Below are 19,856 nucleotides of genomic sequence, written 5' to 3'. Positions count from 1 at the left end.
GCGGATGGCCGAGACGACACTCCATCATGCAGCGCCGCGGCCGCCGGGCCTGCGCGGTGTAGCGGCCGACTGGGCGTCGGACCAGCGCGCCTTCAAGAACGTCTCCTGGGGAAAGGCCATGATGTGGATCTTTCTCCTGTCGGACACCTTCATCTTCGGCTGCTTCCTGCTGTCCTACATGACGGCGCGCATGTCGACGCGCGTGCCGTGGCCCAACACCAGCGAAGTGTTTTCCCTGCATGTCGGATCAGTCAGCGTGCCGCTGTTGCTGATCGCCATCATGACCTTCGTGCTGATTTCGAGCAGCGGAACCATGGTGCTGGCGGTCAACTACGGCTACCGGCGCGAGCGCCGCAAGGCGGTTGCCTTCCTGCTGCTGACCGCGGTGCTCGGCGCAACCTTCGTCGGCATGCAGGCCTTCGAATGGTCCAAGCTGATCTCCGAAGGTGTGCGGCCCTGGGGCAACCCATTCGGGGCCGACCAGTTCGGCGCCAGCTTCTTCATGATCACCGGCTTCCACGGCACGCATGTCTCGATCGGCGTGATCTTCCTGCTGATCGTGGCACGCAAGGTCTGGCGCGGCGACTACGATGTCGGGCGACGCGGGTTCTTTACCAGCCGCCGGGGCGACTACGACAGCGTCGAGGTGATGGGCCTCTACTGGCACTTCGTCGACCTCGTTTGGGTGTTCATCTTCGCGTTCTTCTATCTCTGGTGAGGACAAGGCATGACCGAAGCAACAGTTGACGGACACGGCGCTGCACACGCCGCACAGCCGGCCACGCGTTCGGAGGAACACCAGCAGCACCCGCTGAAGGTCTATCTGGTGGTCTGGTTCTGGCTGTTCGTGCTCAGCGCCTGCTCCTACATCATCGATTATGTCGGCCTGCAGGGCTATCTGCGCTGGAGCCTGATCCTGATCTTCATGATGCTGAAGGCCGGGCTGATCGTCGCCGTATTCATGCACATGGTCTGGGAACGGCTGGCGCTGGCCTATGCGATCATCCTGCCGCCAATAGCGGTGCTGGTGTTCGCGCTGATCATGGCATTCGAATCCGACCACACGCTGATGACGCGCATGACCTTCTTCGGGGCCGGCCCCTGACCGGGCGCAGGCAGCCGAAGCGAACGATGGGCGCGCGTCCAGCGTGAACCTGCTCGCATGGGCAAAGGACTGGGCGCGCAGGCTGAAGCGGGACGTGGTGGCGCTATGGCTTGCCGCGCGCGATCCCCGCGTGCCCTGGGCTGCCAAGGCCGTCGCCGGCATGGTGGCGGCCTATGCGCTCAGCCCGATCGATCTGATTCCCGATTTCATTCCGGTGCTCGGCTATCTCGACGACATCGTCATCGTGCCGCTTGGCATATGGCTGGCGCTGAGACTGATCCCGCTATCCCTGATGGAGGAATTGCGCCGGGAGGCGGCGCAGCGTGTCGCACGGCCGGTCAGCCGGATCGCTGCCGCTTCGATTGTCGCCACCTGGCTGGCGCTAGCCTGCTGGCTGGCATGGCTGTTCTGGCCACGCGCGGCGGGCTGAAGTTTTTCCTGTTGCGCTTGCCCTGAAAAAAGGCCGGCGGGTCTTCCGCCGGCCCTTCGATCGACGAGAAGCTTACGACGCCGCGCTCAATCCGCCCTTCTTGCGTGGCTTGGCCTTCGACGCTTTCGACGCAGACGGCTTGGCGCGCGCCAGCTTGGCCGCGGGTGCCGGCTCGACCACCTTGCGATAGAGGTGCCAGGTCGAGTGGCCGAGGATCGGCAGCACCACGGCAAGGCCTGCAAAGAGAGGCAGGGAACCGGCGATCAGCAGCGCCGCAACGATGAGGCCCCAGGCCGCCATCGGGATCGGGTTGGCGATTACCGCCCGGAACGAGGCGTGGATAGCTTCGTAGGCGCCCACGTCGCGATCGAGCAGCAGCGGGAAGGCGACCACCGTGGTGCACAGCACGACCGCCGCGAAGACGAAGCCGATCGCGTGGCCGAGAATGATCAGCATCCAGCCGCGCTCGGTGGCGAGGATTTCGCCGACGAAGCCGGAGACGGACGTCGGCACCTGCGGCCCGAACATCGCGACGTAGAAGGCCTGCGCCACCATCAGCCAGGCGACGAAGATGACGACCAGCATGAAGCCGACCGCCGCAATCGACGGCAAGGCGGGCGAATCCCGCACCTCGAAAGCGTGCGACCAGGCAGTGTCGAGCCCGGCCTCGCGGCGGCGGCTGATCTCGTAAAGCCCGATGGCGGCGAAGGGGCCGATAAGCGCGAAGCCCGAGACCAGCGGAAACAGCAGCGGCAGCGCATTGCTGCCGGATGTCCATGCGGCGAGGATCACGCCGATGACCGGGTAGATCAGGGCCAGGAAGACGACATGCGACGGCTTGACCATGAAATCGTCGACGCCGCGCCTGAGCGCGTCGATGAGATCGGAAAGCGTTATCTTGCGGACACTGATGTGCTCCAGCGTTTCACTGGCGCCTGCGATGACGTGAAAGCCTGCCATTGACCATTCCTCCTAGACCAGGTCCGGATTCGGTCGCGGTTTCGCGGTGCGGGCGTCAAGCGTGACGGGTCACGCACTACCGCGACCTGCACCGTCATCACCATACCCCAATGCGGCGGATTGTCACAGGTATTTCGTCGCTGCGGGGTTCCCGGGTCGGGCATGCCGCTGGCTATGGACTGGAAGTTTCGCTACGCTGGGCACGTATTCATGGGAGGAAACGACGCATGAAGACCACCACCCTTTTCGGTACGGCCGTGCTGGCGGCCAGCCTCTTCGGCGCAATGCCGGCGCAGGCCGACGGCGACGCTGCCGCCGGCAAGAAGGTGTTCAACAAGTGCAGGGCCTGCCACGATGCGGAGACCGACAAGGACAAGATCGGCCCATCGCTGATGAACGTCCACGGCCGCACGGCGGGAACGCTGGAGAGCTTCCTTCCCAAGTATTCGGCCAACATCAAGGAACTCGGCGCGGGCGGACTGGTGTGGGACGACGAGAACCTGACCGCGTATCTCCGCAATCCGAAGGACGTGGTGCCCAAGGGCAAGATGGCATTTCCCGGCCTGAAGTCGGATGACGACCTCGCCAATGTCATCGCCTACCTGAAGGCCGACCCGAAGCCCTGACCTGCAACAGATGCAGGTCCGGCTGACGCCCCTTCTGTCTCAAGGCGGAGCGGGGCATGCTGGCACATGTCGTCGCGGCTGACGGATTGCGAATTCCTGCGCATCGGCTATTGCGGACGGCGGATCGCGCCTGCCATGGGCAGGCGCGATCGTATCGCCAAGGAGCATGACCGATGCCCGCGCGCCCGCACCTGACACCGCTTGTCCATTCGCTGCCGCCGACCGTGCCCTTCGTCGGGCCGGAGGCGCAGGAGCGCACCCGCGGCCGGCCGTTCCGCGCCCGCATCGGCGCCAATGAAAGCAGTTTCGGGCCGGCGCCGTCGGTGATCGCCGCCATGCAGGCCGCGGCGCGCGACATGTGGATGTATGGCGACCCGGACAATTTCGAACTGAAGGGGGCGCTGGCGGCGCATTACGGCGTCGGCCGGCAGAACGTGGTGGTCGGCGAAGGCATCGACGGGCTGCTGAACCTCGTGGTGCGCATGTTCGTCGCGCCGGGCGACGCGGTCATCACCTCGCTTGGCGCCTACCCGACCTTCAACTTCCACGTCGCCGGCTTCGGCGGGCGGCTGGTGACGGTGCCCTACGAGAACGACCGGGAGAGCCTCGACGGGCTGCTTGCGGCTGCCATCCGCGAGAAGGCGCCTCTCGTCTATCTGTCCAATCCGGACAACCCGATGGGCACCTGGTGGGAGGCAGGCGAAATCTCCCGCTTCATCGAGGCGCTGCCCGAGACGACGATGCTGGTGCTCGACGAGGCCTATTGCGAGACGGGACCGGATTCTGCACTGCCGCCGCTCGACGTGTCGCGCCCGAACGTGGTGAGGATGCGCACCTTCTCGAAGGCCTACGGTCTCGCCGGCATACGCTGCGGCTACGCCATCGGCGAGGGAGAGGTGATCGCCGACTTCGAGAAGATCCGCAACCACTACGGGGTCAACAGCATAGCGCTGGTGGCGGGTGAGGCCGCGCTTGCAGACCAGGACTACCTGGACCAGATTCGCGCCAGGGTCGCGGCCGGGCGCGAGCGCATCTCGGCCATCGCGCGCGACAATGGGCTGGCGCCGATCCGCTCGGCGACCAACTTCGTCACCATCGACTGCGGCAGCGACGGTGATTTCGCGCTGAAGATCATGGAGCACCTTCTGGAGCGCGACGTGTTCATCCGCAAGCCGATGGTGCCGGTACTCAACCGCTGCATCCGCGTCAGCGTGGGGCGCGACGAGGAACTCGACATCTTCGCCGCGGAACTGCCCGGCGCCATCAGGGCCGCGCGCGGCGGCTAGGCTTCCTCAAAGCTGCAATTCCCAGGTCTGGCCGACGAGGTCCTTGCCGAAGCTGTGGTGCGGCTCCTCGGCCAAGAGCCGGAAGCCGGCGCGTTCGTAGATGCGGCGCGCCTCGTGCAGGATGTCGTTGGTCCACAGCTCCAGGCGGCGGTAGCCGAAGGCGCGCGCCTTGTCGATGCAGGCTTCGACCAGCATGCTGCCGACGCCCCGACCCCGCGCCGAGGCCTCGACATGCAGCATGCGCAGCCGGGCGCAATCCGGGTCCGACTCGTCGTGCACCAGAAAGATGGCGCCGATTGGTTCGCCGTCCAGTTCGGCAATCCAGCAATAGTCGCGCCCTTCGAGGAAGTTGCGGAGAAACTTTACGCCGATCTCGGCGACCAGCGCCTCGAACTCCATCGTCCAGCCGAACTCACGCGTGTAGAGCAATGCCTGGCGCTGCACGACCCAGCCGATATCGCCCGCCCGGTGCGGGCGCAGGACGGCCCGCGCTTATCCGGAACCTCCTGTGCCAGAAGCGACGTGACCTTGCGCAACGCGCCGGCAAGGTCGGGCAGGCTGGCGTCGGGCAACGGCTCGACCAGCCGGCCGATGTCGCGGTCTGCGGCTGCCTGCAGGCCGGCAAGGGCCGCCCTGCCCTGCCTCGTCAGCGACAGCATGCGGCGGCGTCCGTCGGCTGGGTCGGCGCTCATCTCGACAAGGTTCGCCGCCGCGAACTTCTTCAGGATGCGGGTCAGATAGGCCGGATCGAGGCGCAGGTCGCGGGCGATGTCGGAGGCCACCGCCCCGACATTGATCTGGAATGTGCGTGCCAGGAAGCCGCGCTCGCCGGCAACGTCTGGCGCGAAGCCGCCATGGGCGCGGTGGCCGATCTCGAAAATGACGCGCGCCTCGGTCAGCGTGAAGGCGCTCTGCGACAGCGTCTCCTCGAGCAGGCCGACGGTGCGCGTATAGAAGCGGTTGAAGTTGCGGATCAACCCGACCAGTTCCGAGCGCTCCATGGCTGCCTCCATCGCTGGGCAAGGGAATTAGTGGACTGAGTCCATTACTTTTGCAAGCCACCCTTCCCGCCTGCCTGCCGCCCGCCCGGAACGAAACGAGGGGTGGGCCGTTCGCCCCGCATGAGGGGAAGCAAGCAGTCAGTATCCTTGATGGTCATCGGCGCGGTGCTCGCAGTGGGCGTGCTTGTCGCGCCGCAGGTGCTGTTGCTGATCTTTGCCGGCGTGCTGGTTGCCGTGTTCCTGCGCTCGGGCGGCGGCTGGATCGCGACGCGGAGCGGCCTGCCCTACCATGCGGGCGTGGCGATCTTCCTGGCTGTGCTGATCCTCGCGCTGGCCGGTGCCTTTGCCGCCTTCGCACCGGCCGTGATGACGCAGACGAACGAACTCTTCGACCAGATCCCGTCTGCAGCAAAGGGCCTGCGCGACTGGGTCGAGAGCTATGCCTGGGGCGAAGCGCTGCTCCAACGCGCAACCCCGCGCGGCCTGTGGTCGGCCGGCGGCAGCGATGCCGCGACGATGGCCGTGACATCGACCTTCGGCGCGCTCGGCAACATGGTGATCATCCTGTTCATCGGGCTTTACGGGGCGCTTGACCCGGGCATCTACCGCCGGGGCTTGCTGGCGTTGCTTGCGCCGCCGCTCCGGCCGCGCGGCAAGGAAGTGCTCGACAAGGCGGCTGCGACGCTTTCCGACTGGCTCGCCGCCAAGCTGATCTCGATGGCAATCGTCGGCGTGCTGACGGCGGCGGGCCTCTGGGCTATCGGCATTCCGCTCGCCTTCCTGCTCGGGTTGATCGCCGCCCTGCTCGCCTTCATTCCCAATATCGGTCCGGTGATCGCAGCGGTGCCGGCACTGCTGCTTGCCTTCGCGCAAGGGCCGACGGCGATGCTCCTTGTCGGGGTTGTCTATCTCGTCGTGCAGACGCTCGAGAGCTACGTCATCACGCCGGTGATCCAGCAGAAGAAGGTTGCGCTGCCACCGGCGCTGGTGATCGCCATGCAGGTGCTGTTCGGCGTGCTGTTCGGCCTCGCCGGCCTGGCGCTTGCGACGCCTCTCGCAGCCCTGGGGCTGACGCTGGTGCGCGAGATCTATGTCGGCGACTACCTGGGCGGAAAGGGCGAGGCGCAAGACGCGGGCAAGTCAGCCCCGAACTAAGGATTATCCTTGCCGCTTGAATGAATTGAACGTTTGTTTTATTCTGCTCGAAGTCGAGGAGCAGCATGGCACGCACGGCAGGTTCGGACGGCGAAAGAACGGAGGCGGCGATCCGCGAGGCGGCGGTCAGCCTGATGGCGCGCCATGGCTACGAGGCCATGTCGATGCGCCAGCTTGCCGCCGAGGTGGGGGTGCAGGCAGCAGCCCTCTATCGCTATTTCCCGACCAAGCAGGACCTGCTGTTCACGCTGCTCAACGAGCACATGGAAACGCTGATCGCCGCCTGGGACGCCGCGCGCCCCCGCAACGCGGACCCGGCGGTGTGCCTTGCCGCCTTCGTCGACAACCACATCCGCTTCCACGTGGCGCGGCGGCATTCCACGCACGTCTCAAACATGGAACTACGCAGCCTGTCGCATGAGCGGCTCAGCCACATGCTGCGCCTGCGCGCGCGCTACGAGAAGGAACTGCGCCAGATCCTGCGCGAGGGCGCGGAAGACGGCAGCTTCGTCATGGAGGATGTCGGCCTGACCGCGATGGCGATCATCCAGATGATCACCGGCGTGATCGTCTGGTTCCGGCCCGACGAGAGGCTGTCGGTCGACGAGGTGACGAAGAGCTATCTGGCCATGACATTGCGCCTCGTCGGCGCAGCAGCCCGGGAGACGGTGAATGTACCTGAACACGCTTGATTTCGGACAGGGCGAGGAGATCGACGCGCTGCGCGAGATGGTGCGCCGCTTCGCACAGGAGCGGATTGCTCCGCAGGCGGCGGAAATCGACCGCTCCAACGAGTTCCCTGCCCCGCTGTGGAAGGAAATAGGCGAGCTCGGCCTGCTCGGCATCACCGCCGACCCGAATTTCGGCGGCTCCGGCATGGGTTATCTCGGCCATGTCGTGGCGATGGAGGAGATTTCGCGCGCCTCGGCCTCGGTCGGGCTGTCCTACGGCGCGCATTCCAATCTCTGCGTCAACCAGATCAACCGCTGGGCGACACCGGCGCAGAAGCAGAAATATCTGCCGCCGCTGTGTTCGGGCGAGCATGTCGGCGCGCTTGCCATGTCGGAGCCGGGCTCCGGCTCGGACGTCGTGTCGCTGCGGCTGCGCGCCGAGAAGCGCAACGACCGCTATGTGCTGAATGGCTCCAAGATGTGGATCACCAACGGGCCGGACGCCGACACGATGGTGGTCTACGCCAAGACCGACCCGGACGCGCGCTCGCGCGGCATCACCGCCTTCATCGTCGAGAAGACGATGAAGGGCTTTTCGGTGGCCCAGAAACTCGACAAGCTCGGCATGCGCGGCTCCAACACCGGCGAGCTGGTGTTCGAGAATGTCGAGGTGCCTTTCGAAAACGTGCTGCACGAGGAAGGGCGCGGCGTCGAGGTGCTGATGTCGGGGCTTGACTATGAGCGCACCGTTTTGGCCGGGGGGCCGCTCGGCATCATGGCCGCCTGCCTCGACGTCGCGGTGCCCTATGTGCATGAGCGCAAGCAGTTCGGCCAGGCGATCGGCGAGTTCCAGCTGGTGCAGGGCAAGCTCGCCGACATGTATTCGACGATGAGCGCGGCGCGCGCCTATGTCTATGCCGTGGCGGCGGCCTGCGACCGCGGCCCGGGCACGCGCAAGGATGCGGCAGGCTGCATCCTGTTCGCGGCAGAAAAGGCGACCCTGATGGCACTCGACGCGATCCAGCTGCTCGGCGGCAACGGCTACGTGAACGACTACGCGACGGGTCGCCTGCTGCGCGACGCGAAACTCTACGAGATCGGCGCGGGGACGAGCGAGATCAGGCGGTGGCTGATCGGGCGGGAGATCATGGCGGAAGGGGTGTAACATTTCAGCCAGACTTGCCCTTCTGTGGCAAGGCATTGGCACCATGGCAAACTACACAATGTTGGCGTAGTTTGCATAGTATGGCATACTGGACGAGCGTGAGGAATTCCCAATGGCCAAGTCCGGACTGTCCGAAGATCCAGCCCCCTTCGATCCACCCAGCGACGTCGCGCGGGCGCAGCTTCGCATCGGGGACGGCGGCCGTGTGGTGATACCGGCTGAAATGCGGGCGGCGCTCGGCGTGAAACCCGGAGACACGCTGATTGCACGCGTCGTTGACGGCGAGCTAAGCCTCATGTCCCAGAAGGTCGCAGTGCGCCGGGCGCAGGACATGGTCCGGCGCGTCGTTCCGAAAGGCATATCGCTGGTGGACGAACTCATTGCAGACCGCCGCGCCGAGGCCGCCAGGGAAGAACGGGACTGATGCGCTACATGCTTGATGCATCCGCCGTCCTCGCCGTGCTGAACCGTGAGCCGGGCGCCGACTTCGTCAGCGAGCGGCTCGCCAATTCAGGTCTGTGTGTCGTCAATGCCGTCGAGGTCGGCAGCAAGCTGGTCGATGCCGGGATGACGCCTGCCGCCGCGCGCGAAGTGATCGGCCTTCTCGGCATCCGGATGATCGCGTTCGATACGGATCTTGCGGACCTAGCCATGGACTTGCGTCCGCTCACCGCCGCGGCCGGCCTGTCGCTTGCCGACCGTGCCTGCCTCGGCGCTGCCATCCGGCACGACGCCACCGCGCTCACCTCTGACAAGGCTTGGTCGCGGGTCAGTCCCGGCTGTGCCGTCGAACAGATCAGGTAATCCCATGCCCGCCCTCACCTCCTCCATCTCGCCTGCTTCCGACGCTTTCCGCGCCAATGCCGAGAAGATGCGCGCACTGGTCGCCGACATTGCGGACAAGGCCGCCACCGTCGAGCAAGGCGGTTCCGAGGAAGCGCGCGCGCGGCACCAGTCGCGCGGCAAGCTCTTGCCGCGGCAGCGGCTGGCGCAGCTTATCGACGCGGGCTCGCCGTTCCTCGAGATCGGCCAGTTCGCCGCTTGGGATCTCTACGGCGGCGACATCGCGTCGGCCGGCATGATCGCGGGGGTCGGCCGCGTCGAGGGCCGCGAGGTGATGATCGTCGTCAACGACGCCACGGTGAAGGGCGGCACCTATTACCCGATGACGGTGAAGAAGCATCTGCGCGCGCAGGAGATCGCGCTGCAGAACAACCTGCCCTGCATCTATCTCGTCGATTCAGGTGGCGCCAACCTGCCCAACCAGGACGAGGTGTTTCCGGATCGCGATCATTTCGGCCGCATCTTCTTCAACCAGGCGACGATGTCGGCGGCCGGAATTCCGCAGATCGCCTGCGTCATGGGTTCGTGCACGGCGGGCGGCGCCTACGTGCCGGCGATGGCCGACGAATCCATCATGGTGAGGAACCAGGCGACGATCTTTCTAGGTGGCCCGCCGCTGGTCAAGGCAGCGACCGGCGAGGACGTGACCGCCGAGGAACTCGGCGGCGCGGACGTCCACACGCGGCTGTCGGGCGTTGCCGACCACCTCGCCGAGGACGACGAACACGCGCTGGCGATCGTGCGGCGCATCGTCAAAAACCTGAATCGGAACAAGCCGGTAAGCGCTGTCTTACAGAATGTGATTCCGCCGCTTCATGCAGCGGAGGAGATCTACGGCATCGTGCCGGGCGACACGCGCCAGCCCTACGACGTGCGCGAGATCATCGCCCGCATTGTCGACGGCTCCGAGTTCGACGAGTTCAAGCAGAACTACGGCACGACGCTGGTCACCGGCTTCGCGCATCTGCACGGCATGCCGGTCGGCATCATTGCCAACAATGGCGTGCTGTTTTCTGAGAGCGCGCTGAAGGGCGCGCACTTCATCGAGCTGTGCTGCCAGCGCAAGATCCCGCTGGTGTTCTTGCAGAACATCACCGGCTTCATGGTCGGCAAGAAGTACGAGGCGGGCGGCATTGCACGCGACGGTGCCAAGCTGGTGACGGCGGTGGCGACCGCCGCCGTGCCGAAGGTGACGATGATCATCGGCGGCTCGTTCGGCGCCGGCAATTACGGCATGTGCGGGCGCGCCTACTCGCCGCGCTTCCTGTGGATGTGGCCGAACGCCCGCATCTCGGTGATGGGCGGCGAACAGGCGGCGACCGTTCTGGCGATGGTCAAGCGCGAGGGCATCGAGCGCAAGGGCGGCGCGTGGAGCGACGAGGAGGAAGCCGCCTTCCGCGCGCCCATCCTCGAAAAATACGAACGCGAGGGCCACCCGCTCTATTCGTCGGCAAGGCTTTGGGACGACGGCATCATCGACCCGGCGAAGGCACGCGAGGTGCTGGCGCTGTCGCTCTCGGCCGCGCTCAATGCGCCGATCCCCGACACGAAATTCGGCGTGTTCAGGATGTAGCGACCGGCAGCGCCGCCGAGGATGGCTGGCGTGAATGGGAGGGCCCATGACAAAGCACCGCATCTACACGACCAGTTTTGCCAGCGTGTACCCGCTCTACGTGGCGAAGGCCGAAAGGAAGGGTCGTACAAAGGCCGAGGTCGACGAGATCATCCACTGGCTGACCGGCTATGACGTCGACGGTCTCGAGAGAATCCTGGCGGACGAGACCGACTTCGAGACATTCTTCACCGAGGCTCCCCGTCCGAACCCCGCGCGCGCATCGATCAAGGGCCTGGTCTGCGGCGTTCGCGTGGAGGAGGTGGAAGAGCCGACGATGCGCGAAATCCGCTACCTCGACAAGCTTGTCGACGAACTGGCGCGTGGCAAGAAAATGGAAAAAATCCTGCGCAGCGACTGAGTTGGAGCGCGTTTGCCTCCGGAGAGCGGCCTGCCGGCAATGACCCTGCATTGACGTGTATCAAGGTGCCGCCGGGCGTCGCGAACTAGGTCCACAGATCGAAGCTGTGGAGACGACGCGTGGCGGACCGGCCGGACATCAAGAAGGTAATCGGCGTCGGCAAGACGCAGGGACGCACCCGGCGCATGCTGCTGGCTGGACTGGCCATCGTCCTGCTCGGGCTTGCCGGTTGGTACTGGATCGCGCAGTCCTCGCAGGGCGACGCGCAGACCTACCTGACCGCCGAGATCGAGCGCGGCGACCTGACAGTCACCGTCACGGCAACGGGTACGGTCGAACCGACCAACCTCGTCGAGATTTCGAGCGAACTGTCGGGAACCGTTCGCGCCGTCAATGTCGACCACAACGACACGGTGACGGTCGGCCAGGTGCTGGCGCAGCTCGATACCGACAAGCTCGAGGCCTCGCTGGCGCGGAGCCGCGCGGCACTCGACTCCAAGCTCGCCCGCGTTGCGGAGGCGGAGGCCACGGTTGCCGAGACCAAGGAGCAGTACGACCGCATCAAGGAGCTGGCGATGCGCAAGGTCGTGTCGGTCCAGTCGCTGCAGGCGGCGGCCGCGGGCCAGGCCCGCGCCGAGGCCGGCGTGGCGCTGGCGCGCGCCGACGTCAAGGTGGCCGAAGCCGATCTCAGGATGGAGGAAACCAACCTCACCAAGGCCTGCATCTGCTCGCCGATCCACGGCGTGGTGCTGACCCGCAACGTCGATGTCGGCCAGATCGTGGCCTCGTCGCTGCAGGCGCCGGTGCTGTTCACCATCGCCGAGAATCTGGCGCAGATGGAACTGCGCGTCGACATCGACGAGGCGGATGTCGGCACGGTGAGCGTCGGCCAGAAGGCGAGCTTTACCGTCGAGGCCTACCAGGGCCGGACCTTCCCGGCCGAGATCGCCGAACTGCGCTATGCCCCGCAGACGGTCGACGGCGTGGTCACCTACCAGGCGATCCTCAGCATCGACAATTCCGCCGGACTGCTGCGCCCGGGCCTGACCGCGACGGCCAACATCACCGTAGAGCAGATACCCGATGCCTTGCTGGTGTCCAACGCGGCGCTGCGCTTCGCGCCGCCGGTCGAGGTGGAGCAGAAAAGCAGCGGCGGCGGGCTGCTCGGCCTGATCATGCCGCGCCGACCCGGCGGCCCCGCCGAGGCGTCGAACGAGGCCGCCGCTGACGGCTCGCGCACGCTCTGGGTCCTGCGCGACGGCACGGCGGTCGCGGTGCCGGTGCGAACCGGCGCCACCGACGGGCTGAAAACGGCCATCGTGGAGGGCGATGTCGCGCCCGGCGACGCGGCGATCACCGACCAGACGGACGGGACATGACACCGGAGGCCCCGCCCCTGATGTGGCTCGAAGCGATTACCAAGGTCTATGGCACCGGCGACGCCGAGGTGCGCGCGCTCGACGGCGTCGACCTTGCCATCGCGGAGAAGGAATTCGTCGCGATCATGGGGCCGAGCGGGTCGGGCAAGTCGACGGCGATGAACGTGCTCGGCTGCCTCGATGCTCCGTCGGACGGACATTACCGCTTCATGGGGGTCGATGTCGGGGCGCTGTCGCTCGACCAGCGGGCGCTGCTTCGGCGCAACTACATCGGCTTCGTCTTCCAGGGCTACAACCTGCTGGCCCGCACATCGGCGCTCGAGAACGTCGAACTGCCGCTGATCTACAAGGGCATCGGTGCCGCCGAGCGCCGGGCGCAGGCCATGGAGGCGCTGGCCAAAGTCGGGCTGGAAGGCCGCGAACACCACGATCCGTCTCAGCTCTCCGGCGGACAGCAGCAGCGCGTGGCGATCGCGCGCGCCATCGTCGGGCGACCGGCCGTCATCATGGCCGACGAGCCGACCGGAAATCTCGATACGGCGCGCAGCCGCGAGATCATGGAGTTGCTGACCCGCTTCAACCGCGACGATGGCATGACCATCGTGATGGTGACGCACGAGGCCGACATGGCCGACTATGCCGACCGCCTGGTGCACTTCGTCGACGGCCGCATCGACAGCGACGTCACGCAGCAGCGGGCAGCCTGACATGCTGTGGGAAACGATCAAACTCGCGCTGCAGGCGATTTTCCGCAATGCGCTGCGCTCTTTCCTCACCGTTCTTGGCATCGTCATCGGCGTCGCCGCGGTGATCGCCATGGTAACGGTCGGCGAGGGCTCGACGGCGCAGGTCACCAAGGACGTTGCCAGGCTCGGCACCAACCTTCTGATGGTGCGCCCCGGCCAGCCCCAGCAGGGCCCGCAGACCTCCGGCGGCACCGCCGCCGCCTTCGACATGAAGGATGTCGAGGCGATCCAGGCGCAGGTCGCGGGCGTGCGCGCGGCGGCGCCGGCCAATACGCGGACGATGACCGCGATCCTCGGCAACGAAAACCATTCGACCAGCGTGACCGGCACCGACAGCAGCTATCTGGAGGCGCGCGACATGCCGGTGAAACTCGGCCGGCCCTTCTACGAAAGCGAGTTGCGCACCGGCGCGGCTGTCTGCCTGCTCGGCCAGACCGTGCGGCGCGAGCTGTTCGGCAGCGGCAACCCGCTTGGCCAGGACCTGCGGCTGAAGACGATATCCTGCCGCGTGATCGGCGTCATCGACGAACAGGGCGTCTCGAGCTTCGGCACCGACCAGGACGATTTCGTGCTGCTGCCGATCAAGGCCTTCCAGCGGCGCATCGCCGGCAATACCGACGTATCGATCATCTTCGTGGCGGTCCGCGACGGCGTGTCGACAGTCAAGGCCAAGGGCGAGATCGAACGCCTGATGCGCGAGCGTCGGCGAATCTCGGCCGGCGAGGAAGATGATTTCAACGTCTTCGACATGAAGCAGATCGCTTCCGTGCTGACCGGCATCACCGGCGTGCTGACCGGGCTGCTGTCGGCCGTGGCGGCCGTCAGCCTGCTGGTCGGCGGCATCGGCATCATGAACATCATGCTGGTCTCGGTGACCGAGCGCACGCGCGAGATCGGCATCCGCCTCGCAGTCGGCGCGCAGGAGCGCCAAGTGCTCATGCAGTTCCTCGTCGAGGCGATCGTGCTGTCGCTGCTCGGCGGGCTGATCGGCATCATGCTCGGCCTCGCGCTTGGGGCATTGGGCGCCAACCTGCTGCGGGTGCCGTTCTCGCCCAACCCGCTGATCGTGCTCTTGGCCTTCGGCTTCTCGGCGATGGTCGGGGTGGTGTTCGGCTATTTCCCCGCACGCCGCGCCGCCCGGCTGAACCCGATAGACGCGCTGCGCCACCAGTAGGGATCGCGTCACTGCTGACGCAAGGCTGTCAGCAGCCGCTACGTTGCATTCTTCCGGTCGCTCGACAAACATGTCAGCCATGCTGTCTTGCGGGGTGATCCATGATTCTCATCGGCCAGTATGATTCCTCCTTCGTGCGCCGGGTCGGCATTGCACTCCGCCTCTACGGGCACGCCTTCGACCACCGGCCGTGGTCGGTGTTCTCCGACAAGGACAAGATCCGCCCGTACAATCCTCTGATGCGGGTGCCGGTTCTGGTGCTCGACGACGAGGACGTGCTTGTCGACTGCAACCTGATGCTCGACCATCTCGACAGGCAGGCGCCGGGCAAGAAATCGCTCTGGCCGGCGGAGGAACCCGACCGGCACCGCGCGCTGAAAGTCTCGGGCCTCGCCACCGGGCTGGCCGACAAGCCCGTCAGCCTGTTCTACGAATACCGGCTGCACGAACATGTCTCGCCGATCTGGGTCGAGCGCTGCAAGTCGCAGATTGCCGGCGCGCTGTCGGTGCTCGAGGAAGACCGCGCCGAGCGGCAGATTACCTACTGGTTCGGCGAGGATTTCGGCCATGCCGACATCGCCGTGGCCTGCGCCATCCGCCATGTCACCGAATCGCTGCCTGATCTCGTGGCGATGCAGGACTATCCCGCGCTCTTGGCGCATTGCGAGCGGCTGGAGGCGATGCCGGTGTTCAAGGAGATCAGCCAGCCCTTCATCCCGCCGGCATAGGCCGAGCGCCCTCCAGCGGTTGCCTCGCGCGCGCCGGGCGCTAGATTGCGCAATGCCGGCAAAGGTCCGGAAAGGGGAGCGCCATGCAACTGTTCGACCTGATCGCCCGCATCGCCTTCGGCATCGCCAGCACGGCGCTGATGCTGCTGGCCGGCGCGCTCATCGTCTATGCCGCCTTCCAGGTCGGACACGCCTTCTGGATACCGGAATCGGCGGTCGGCGGGGCGCTGCTCGAGGCCGTCGGCTACACGGTCATCGCCATCGCCGTCTTCGACGTCGGCAAGTACCTGCTGGAGGAGGAGGCCATACGCGGCCGCGAGATGCGCAAGGCCGGCGAGGCGCGGCGGAGCATGACCAAGTTCATGTCGACCATCGCCATCGCGGTTTTCCTCGAATCGCTGGTCGCCGTGTTCGCCGCGAGCAAGGACGACGTCAGCAACATGATCTATCCGACCTTTCTCCTGCTGTCGGGCGTCGCGCTGGTGGTCGGCCTCGGCGTCTACCAGCGCCTCAGCGTCGAGGTCGAGATGGACGAGGGCCCCGATCCGCAGACCGAAGACGTGCCGGCGCGGAGCAAGGCGAAGACGAGTTCGGTGCGCAAGAAATAGGCGGTATTGCCCGCATTGCCGGTCCGGCTCTGGTGACGCGGGTCCGACAACCGGTCTATAAGGCGGCGGAGATGACCCCTTGGCCGCCTTTCCTGCCGGAGGAAGCATGTTTTCCAAGATCCTGATCGCCAACCGCGGCGAAATCGCCTGCCGCGTCATCCGCACGGCGCGCAGGCTGGGCGTCGCCACGGTGGCCGTCTACTCCGACGCGGATGCCGGCGCGCTGCATGTCCAGATGGCCGACGAGGCCGTGCGGATCGGGCCGGCGCCGGTCGGCGAGAGCTACCTGCGTGGCGAGGCGATCATCGCCGCGGCCGAGGCGAGCGGCGCCGAGGCGATCCATCCCGGCTACGGCTTCCTGTCGGAAAATCCCGACTTCGTCGACCAGGTGACCCTGGCCGGTCTGGTCTTCATCGGCCCGTCGGCGGCGTCGATCCGCGCCATGGGGCTGAAGGACGCCGCCAAGCGGCTGATGGAGAAGGCCGGCGTGCCGGTGGTGCCCGGCTATCACGGCGAGGACCAAGGGCTGGTGCTGCTCGCCGGCAAGGCGCGCGAGATCGGCTATCCGGTGCTTATCAAGGCGCGCGCCGGTGGCGGCGGCAAGGGCATGCGGCGCGTCGACAGTCCCGACGATTTCGCCGAGGCGCTGTCGGGCGCGCGGCGCGAGGCCAAGGCCGCCTTCGGCGACGACGCGGTGCTGGTCGAGAAATATGTCGAGAAGCCGCGCCACATCGAAGTGCAGGTGTTCGGCGACAATCATGGCGGCGCGGTGCATCTGTTCGAGCGCGACTGCTCGGCGCAGCGCCGCCACCAGAAGGTTATCGAGGAGGCCCCTGCCCCCGGCATGACGGCGGCCATGCGCAAGGCGATGACGGACGCGGCGGTAAAGGCCGCCAAGGCGATCGGCTATTCGGGCGCCGGCACGATCGAATTCATCGCGGATGCCAGTGAGGGCCTGAAACCGGACCGCTTCTGGTTCATGGAGATGAATACCCGCCTGCAGGTCGAGCATCCGGTGACCGAGATGGTGACCGGCGTCGACCTCGTCGAATGGCAGTTGCGCGTGGCGGCGGGCGAAAACCTGCCGAAAACGCAGGCCGAGATCGAACTCTGCGGCCATGCCTTCGAGGCCCGGCTCTATGCCGAGGACCCGTCGCGCAACTTCCTGCCGGCCATCGGCACGCTGCACCATCTCGATTTTCCCTCGGAAGTGCTTCCCGGCTGCCTGCTGCGCGTCGAGACAGGGGTGCGGGCCGGCGATGCCATCTCGCCCTTCTACGACCCGATGATCGCCAAGCTGGTGGTGCACGGTCCGGACCGGGCGAGCGCGCTTGCCGGGCTGGCCGGTGCGCTGGAGGCGACCGAGATCGCCGGGTCGGTGACCAATGCCGCCTTCCTCGTGGCGCTGGCGCGCGACGCCGAGTTTGCCGCCGGCGAAGTCGATACCGGGCTGATTGGACGCCGGCAGGAAGCACTGACCGCCAGCGCGGAGCCGACCGCCGAAACGGTCGCGCGGGCAGCGCTCGCGGCAAGCGGTGCCGGCGAGGCGGGGGGTTCCGCCGATCCGTGGTCGAGCCTTGCCGGCTATGCGCATTTCCACCCGATGGCGCGCCGTGTCGTGCTGCGGCGGGGCGAGCGCGAGATCGAGGCGCTGGTGGCTGCCGACGCGAAGGGCGGCTTCCGGATTGCTGCCGACGGCACGACGGTGACGATCCGGCCCGGCGAAGACCACGAGGGCCAGCCCCGCGCGGGCGGCGTGCGCCCGCCGCGCGCGGCAAGCTGGCCCGGTCATGTCACGGTGTTTTCGGACGGCGCAGCCTTCAGCTTCGCCGTCGACGACCCCTTCGAACGCGCCGCCGAGGCGGAGGCGGGCCCGGCAAGCCTGCGCGCGCCGATGCCGGGACTGGTCAAGCTAGTGCGTGCGGCGGCCGGAGACAGCGTCATCAAGGGTCAGGCGCTGCTGGTGCTGGAGGCGATGAAGATGGAGCACACGATCGCCGCACCGCATGACGGCGTGATCGCCGAGATCGCCACCGAAGGCGCTCAGATCACCGACGGCACGGTGCTTGTGCGGTTCGTCGAAACGGACTGACCGCATAGCCGATTGCCGGCCGCGCCGGCCTGCCCTACCGCACTATAAGCCCCCTACCTCTGCTGCAGAAACCCGACATGACAGACGTTCAGCTCCCGCAACGCCACAAGCTCTACGAGGACATGCTGGCGCTGCTGCTCGGCACGCTGCTGACGGCGCTGGGGCTCACGCTCTACGCCCAGGCGACGCTGACGGTCGGCGGCGTGGCCGGCGTCTCGCTGCTCGCCCACTACGCGACGGGCTACGGCTTCGGGACGATCTTCTTCATCGTCAACCTGCCCTTCTACGCGCTCGCCATCAGTCGCATGGGCTGGCCCTTCACGCTGCGCACCTTCGCTGCCGTGGCGCTGGTGTCGCTGTTCTCGCGGCTGACGCCGACGTGGATTTCCGTCGCGCATGTCGAACCGGTCTACGCGGCGGTGGCCGGCGGCGGGCTGGTCGGCATCGGCCTGCTGATCCTGTTCAGGCATCGCGCGGGCCTCGGCGGCCTCAACATCCTGTCGGTCTACCTGCAGGACAGGAACATCATTCGCGCTGGCTATTTCCAGCTGATCGTCGATTTCCTGATCCTGGTCGCAGCCTTCTTCACCCTGCCTCTCGACAAGGTTGCCCTGTCGATCCTCGGCGCGCTGGTGATCAACCTGATCCTGGCGATCAACCACCGCCCGGGCCGCTATCTCGGCATGAGCTGATTGCCCCAAAACGGAAAAACCGCGCCGGTTTGTGCCAACCGGTCGCGGCTTTTCGACAGTCCGTCCCAGGCGTCCCCACGCCCGAACATCGCCTTCACCTGTACCCGGCGCGATCGATCGCGCTCTTGTCTTGGAGCCTGCCGTCTTGCTGCGGCTTGGCCCTATTTTGCCTGGAGGAGCAAAAATTCAGTGCATGGTCATCCATTCGCGGGCTTCGCGAAGGGCCTGCGCAATGTCGGACTTGCTCATCGAGACCGAGAGTTCCGAGCGCAGTTCGGCAGCGCGGGCCGAACCCTTGATCGCCGCGATGTTGAACCATTTGTGGGCGGCAATCACATCGACCTCGCAATCGCGGCCGGTGGCATACATCAGGCCCAGTTCGAAGAGAATGTCAGCCTGGGCACTTGCCCCCATGACGCCGACGCCCTGCTCAAGTATTTCAAAACGTGCCATTTTTCAGTCCCCTGTCAGCTCCGAGAGCGGCTTCCCGTGTTGTCCCCGGGGCTGCCCTTCCGATGCTTCGAAGCATGGCGGCGAGGCTTGAATCCGTCGTTAAATGGCGTGCTTAATTTGCTGCGAATAAAGTTCAAACAAGAGGTAAATGTCGGAAATCATTAAGGATGCGAAGCCCGGCATGACGCGGAATCGCCGAAAAACTGATGAAAATGCCGGCCTTTCCCGGCAAGGCTTTGATAACCACGCAAACGACTCGACGATTTTATTTGGGGGGTCCGACGGGCGATTTCGGACGATTGGGGGTCGCCAAGAATCATATGCCGACTGCCGCTGCGGCACCGCTTCCGCTGCGATCCGGTTTGTCATAGCGTGACATCCGCGCGCCGGTGCGCGTTCAGACAACCCAGGGAGGAAACGGGATGTTCGGCAGGTTCACGATTGTCTTGGCGGCCGCATTGATGGTGACGGGAGCAGCGCTTGCCGACCCGATCGAAGGCAACTGGAAGACGGCATCCGGCGAGACGGCCGGAATCGCGCCCTGCGGCGGCCAGTTCTGCATCAAGCTGAAGACCGGAAAGCACGCCGGAAAGCAGATCGGCAAGATGACGGCCAACGGCGCAAACAGCTACAAGGGCTCGATCACGGACCCTGCCGACGACAAGACCTATAGCGGGTCAGGCCAGCTTTCCGGCAACTCGCTGAAGATGAAGGGCTGCGTGGCCGCGATCTTCTGCAAGTCGCAGACCTGGTCGAAGCTCTAATCCGA

24 protein-coding genes are annotated in these 19,856 nt (G+C 66.1%); 20 read left to right on the top strand and 4 right to left on the bottom strand.

Annotated elements, in window-relative coordinates:
• Positions 1 to 4: 4 nt before the first annotated feature.
• Genes ACT2BZ_RS14675 through ACT2BZ_RS14665 form a run of 3 tightly spaced genes read left to right on the top strand, consistent with a single transcriptional unit; the run spans position 5 to position 1,535 of the window.
• Positions 5 to 718 carry a heme-copper oxidase subunit III family protein gene (locus ACT2BZ_RS14675; protein WP_457935876.1) on the top strand — a complete coding sequence of 238 codons (714 nt, stop codon included), beginning with the start codon at positions 5 to 7 and terminating at the stop codon, positions 716 to 718.
• Between the two features lie 9 nt (positions 719 to 727).
• On the top strand, positions 728 to 1,105 hold the full coding sequence (locus ACT2BZ_RS14670) for a cytochrome C oxidase subunit IV family protein (RefSeq protein ID WP_457935875.1): 378 nt from the start codon (positions 728 to 730) through the stop codon (positions 1,103 to 1,105).
• Positions 1,106 to 1,148: 43 nt separating this feature from the next.
• Positions 1,149 to 1,535: a YkvA family protein gene (locus ACT2BZ_RS14665; protein ID WP_457935874.1), complete on the top strand. Its 387-nt coding sequence runs from the start codon at positions 1,149 to 1,151 to the stop codon at positions 1,533 to 1,535.
• Between the two features lie 72 nt (positions 1,536 to 1,607).
• On the opposite strand, the gene ACT2BZ_RS14660 is transcribed toward ACT2BZ_RS14665, so the two are convergent.
• Positions 1,608 to 2,495: a DUF2189 domain-containing protein gene (locus ACT2BZ_RS14660; RefSeq protein WP_457935873.1), complete on the bottom strand. Its 888-nt coding sequence runs from the start codon at positions 2,493 to 2,495 to the stop codon at positions 1,608 to 1,610.
• A gap of 227 nt (positions 2,496 to 2,722) precedes the next feature.
• Here ACT2BZ_RS14660 and ACT2BZ_RS14655 point away from each other — a divergent pair, with 227 nt between their 5' ends.
• The gene (locus tag ACT2BZ_RS14655; protein WP_457935872.1) at positions 2,723 to 3,121 is read left to right on the top strand and encodes a c-type cytochrome; all 399 of its coding nucleotides are present in this window, start codon (positions 2,723 to 2,725) and stop codon (positions 3,119 to 3,121) included.
• A 173-nt stretch (positions 3,122 to 3,294) separates the two neighbouring features.
• Entirely contained in the window at positions 3,295 to 4,407 is a 1,113-nt protein-coding gene (locus tag ACT2BZ_RS14650) for a pyridoxal phosphate-dependent aminotransferase (RefSeq protein WP_457935871.1), read from the top strand.
• Positions 4,408 to 4,413: 6 nt separating this feature from the next.
• Here ACT2BZ_RS14650 and ACT2BZ_RS14645 read toward each other — a convergent pair whose 3' ends face one another.
• Positions 4,414 to 4,836 carry a GNAT family N-acetyltransferase gene (locus ACT2BZ_RS14645; protein WP_457935869.1) on the bottom strand — a complete coding sequence of 141 codons (423 nt, stop codon included), beginning with the start codon at positions 4,834 to 4,836 and terminating at the stop codon, positions 4,414 to 4,416.
• Positions 4,770 to 5,408 carry a MarR family winged helix-turn-helix transcriptional regulator gene (locus tag ACT2BZ_RS14640; protein ID WP_457935868.1) on the bottom strand — a complete coding sequence of 213 codons (639 nt, stop codon included), beginning with the start codon at positions 5,406 to 5,408 and terminating at the stop codon, positions 4,770 to 4,772. Before ACT2BZ_RS14640 ends, ACT2BZ_RS14645 begins: the two co-directional genes overlap by 67 nt.
• Before the next feature lie 150 nt (positions 5,409 to 5,558).
• Here ACT2BZ_RS14640 and ACT2BZ_RS14635 point away from each other — a divergent pair, with 150 nt between their 5' ends.
• From ACT2BZ_RS14635 to ACT2BZ_RS14570, 14 genes are all read left to right on the top strand, one after another.
• The gene (locus ACT2BZ_RS14635) at positions 5,559 to 6,563 is read left to right on the top strand and encodes an AI-2E family transporter (protein WP_457941327.1); all 1,005 of its coding nucleotides are present in this window, start codon (positions 5,559 to 5,561) and stop codon (positions 6,561 to 6,563) included.
• Positions 6,564 to 6,628: 65 nt separating this feature from the next.
• Positions 6,629 to 7,255, top strand: coding sequence for a TetR family transcriptional regulator (locus tag ACT2BZ_RS14630; RefSeq protein ID WP_457935867.1), 627 nt, complete (start codon positions 6,629 to 6,631; stop codon positions 7,253 to 7,255).
• Complete coding sequence (locus tag ACT2BZ_RS14625) at positions 7,236 to 8,399, top strand: isovaleryl-CoA dehydrogenase (RefSeq protein ID WP_457935866.1); 1,164 nt, start codon at positions 7,236 to 7,238, stop codon at positions 8,397 to 8,399. Before ACT2BZ_RS14630 ends, ACT2BZ_RS14625 begins: the two co-directional genes overlap by 20 nt.
• A 112-nt stretch (positions 8,400 to 8,511) precedes the next feature.
• Positions 8,512 to 8,823, top strand: a complete 312-nt coding sequence (locus ACT2BZ_RS14620) for an AbrB/MazE/SpoVT family DNA-binding domain-containing protein (protein ID WP_457935865.1) — start codon at positions 8,512 to 8,514, stop codon at positions 8,821 to 8,823.
• Positions 8,823 to 9,203, top strand: a complete 381-nt coding sequence (locus ACT2BZ_RS14615; protein WP_457935864.1) for a type II toxin-antitoxin system VapC family toxin — start codon at positions 8,823 to 8,825, stop codon at positions 9,201 to 9,203. The genes ACT2BZ_RS14620 and ACT2BZ_RS14615 overlap by 1 nt, the downstream gene beginning before the upstream one ends.
• Before the next feature lie 4 nt (positions 9,204 to 9,207).
• A complete protein-coding gene (locus ACT2BZ_RS14610; protein WP_457935863.1) occupies positions 9,208 to 10,815 on the top strand; it encodes a carboxyl transferase domain-containing protein in 1,608 nt (535 codons plus the stop codon).
• A 46-nt stretch (positions 10,816 to 10,861) separates the two neighbouring features.
• Positions 10,862 to 11,215, top strand: a complete 354-nt coding sequence (locus ACT2BZ_RS14605; RefSeq protein ID WP_457935862.1) for a DUF2200 domain-containing protein — start codon at positions 10,862 to 10,864, stop codon at positions 11,213 to 11,215.
• Positions 11,216 to 11,334: 119 nt separating this feature from the next.
• Positions 11,335 to 12,594 (top strand): efflux RND transporter periplasmic adaptor subunit, encoded by a 1,260-nt coding sequence (locus tag ACT2BZ_RS14600; protein ID WP_457935861.1) that lies wholly within the window; start codon positions 11,335 to 11,337, stop codon positions 12,592 to 12,594.
• Complete coding sequence (locus ACT2BZ_RS14595; RefSeq protein ID WP_457935860.1) at positions 12,591 to 13,301, top strand: ABC transporter ATP-binding protein; 711 nt, start codon at positions 12,591 to 12,593, stop codon at positions 13,299 to 13,301. Before ACT2BZ_RS14600 ends, ACT2BZ_RS14595 begins: the two co-directional genes overlap by 4 nt.
• Position 13,302: 1 nt before the next feature.
• Positions 13,303 to 14,514, top strand: a complete 1,212-nt coding sequence (locus ACT2BZ_RS14590; RefSeq protein WP_457935859.1) for an ABC transporter permease — start codon at positions 13,303 to 13,305, stop codon at positions 14,512 to 14,514.
• A gap of 101 nt (positions 14,515 to 14,615) precedes the next feature.
• Positions 14,616 to 15,242: a glutathione S-transferase family protein gene (locus ACT2BZ_RS14585; protein ID WP_457935858.1), complete on the top strand. Its 627-nt coding sequence runs from the start codon at positions 14,616 to 14,618 to the stop codon at positions 15,240 to 15,242.
• Between the two features lie 83 nt (positions 15,243 to 15,325).
• Entirely contained in the window at positions 15,326 to 15,850 is a 525-nt protein-coding gene (locus ACT2BZ_RS14580; RefSeq protein WP_457935857.1) for a GNAT family acetyltransferase, read from the top strand.
• Between the two features lie 106 nt (positions 15,851 to 15,956).
• The gene (locus ACT2BZ_RS14575; protein WP_457935856.1) at positions 15,957 to 17,942 is read left to right on the top strand and encodes an ATP-binding protein; all 1,986 of its coding nucleotides are present in this window, start codon (positions 15,957 to 15,959) and stop codon (positions 17,940 to 17,942) included.
• 77 nt (positions 17,943 to 18,019) lie between these two features.
• On the top strand, positions 18,020 to 18,634 hold the full coding sequence (locus ACT2BZ_RS14570) for a YitT family protein (protein WP_457935855.1): 615 nt from the start codon (positions 18,020 to 18,022) through the stop codon (positions 18,632 to 18,634).
• Between the two features lie 186 nt (positions 18,635 to 18,820).
• Here ACT2BZ_RS14570 and ACT2BZ_RS14565 read toward each other — a convergent pair whose 3' ends face one another.
• A complete protein-coding gene (locus ACT2BZ_RS14565) occupies positions 18,821 to 19,087 on the bottom strand; it encodes a sel1 repeat family protein (protein ID WP_457935854.1) in 267 nt (88 codons plus the stop codon).
• A 422-nt stretch (positions 19,088 to 19,509) separates the two neighbouring features.
• Between ACT2BZ_RS14565 and ACT2BZ_RS14560 the strand changes: the two genes are divergently transcribed.
• Positions 19,510 to 19,851, top strand: a complete 342-nt coding sequence (locus tag ACT2BZ_RS14560) for a DUF2147 domain-containing protein (RefSeq protein ID WP_457935853.1) — start codon at positions 19,510 to 19,512, stop codon at positions 19,849 to 19,851.
• Positions 19,852 to 19,856 lie beyond the last annotated feature (5 nt).

The organism is Mesorhizobium sp. 10J20-29, from assembly GCF_054130485.1.
This window is presented reverse-complemented; position numbering and strand designations above follow the sequence as displayed.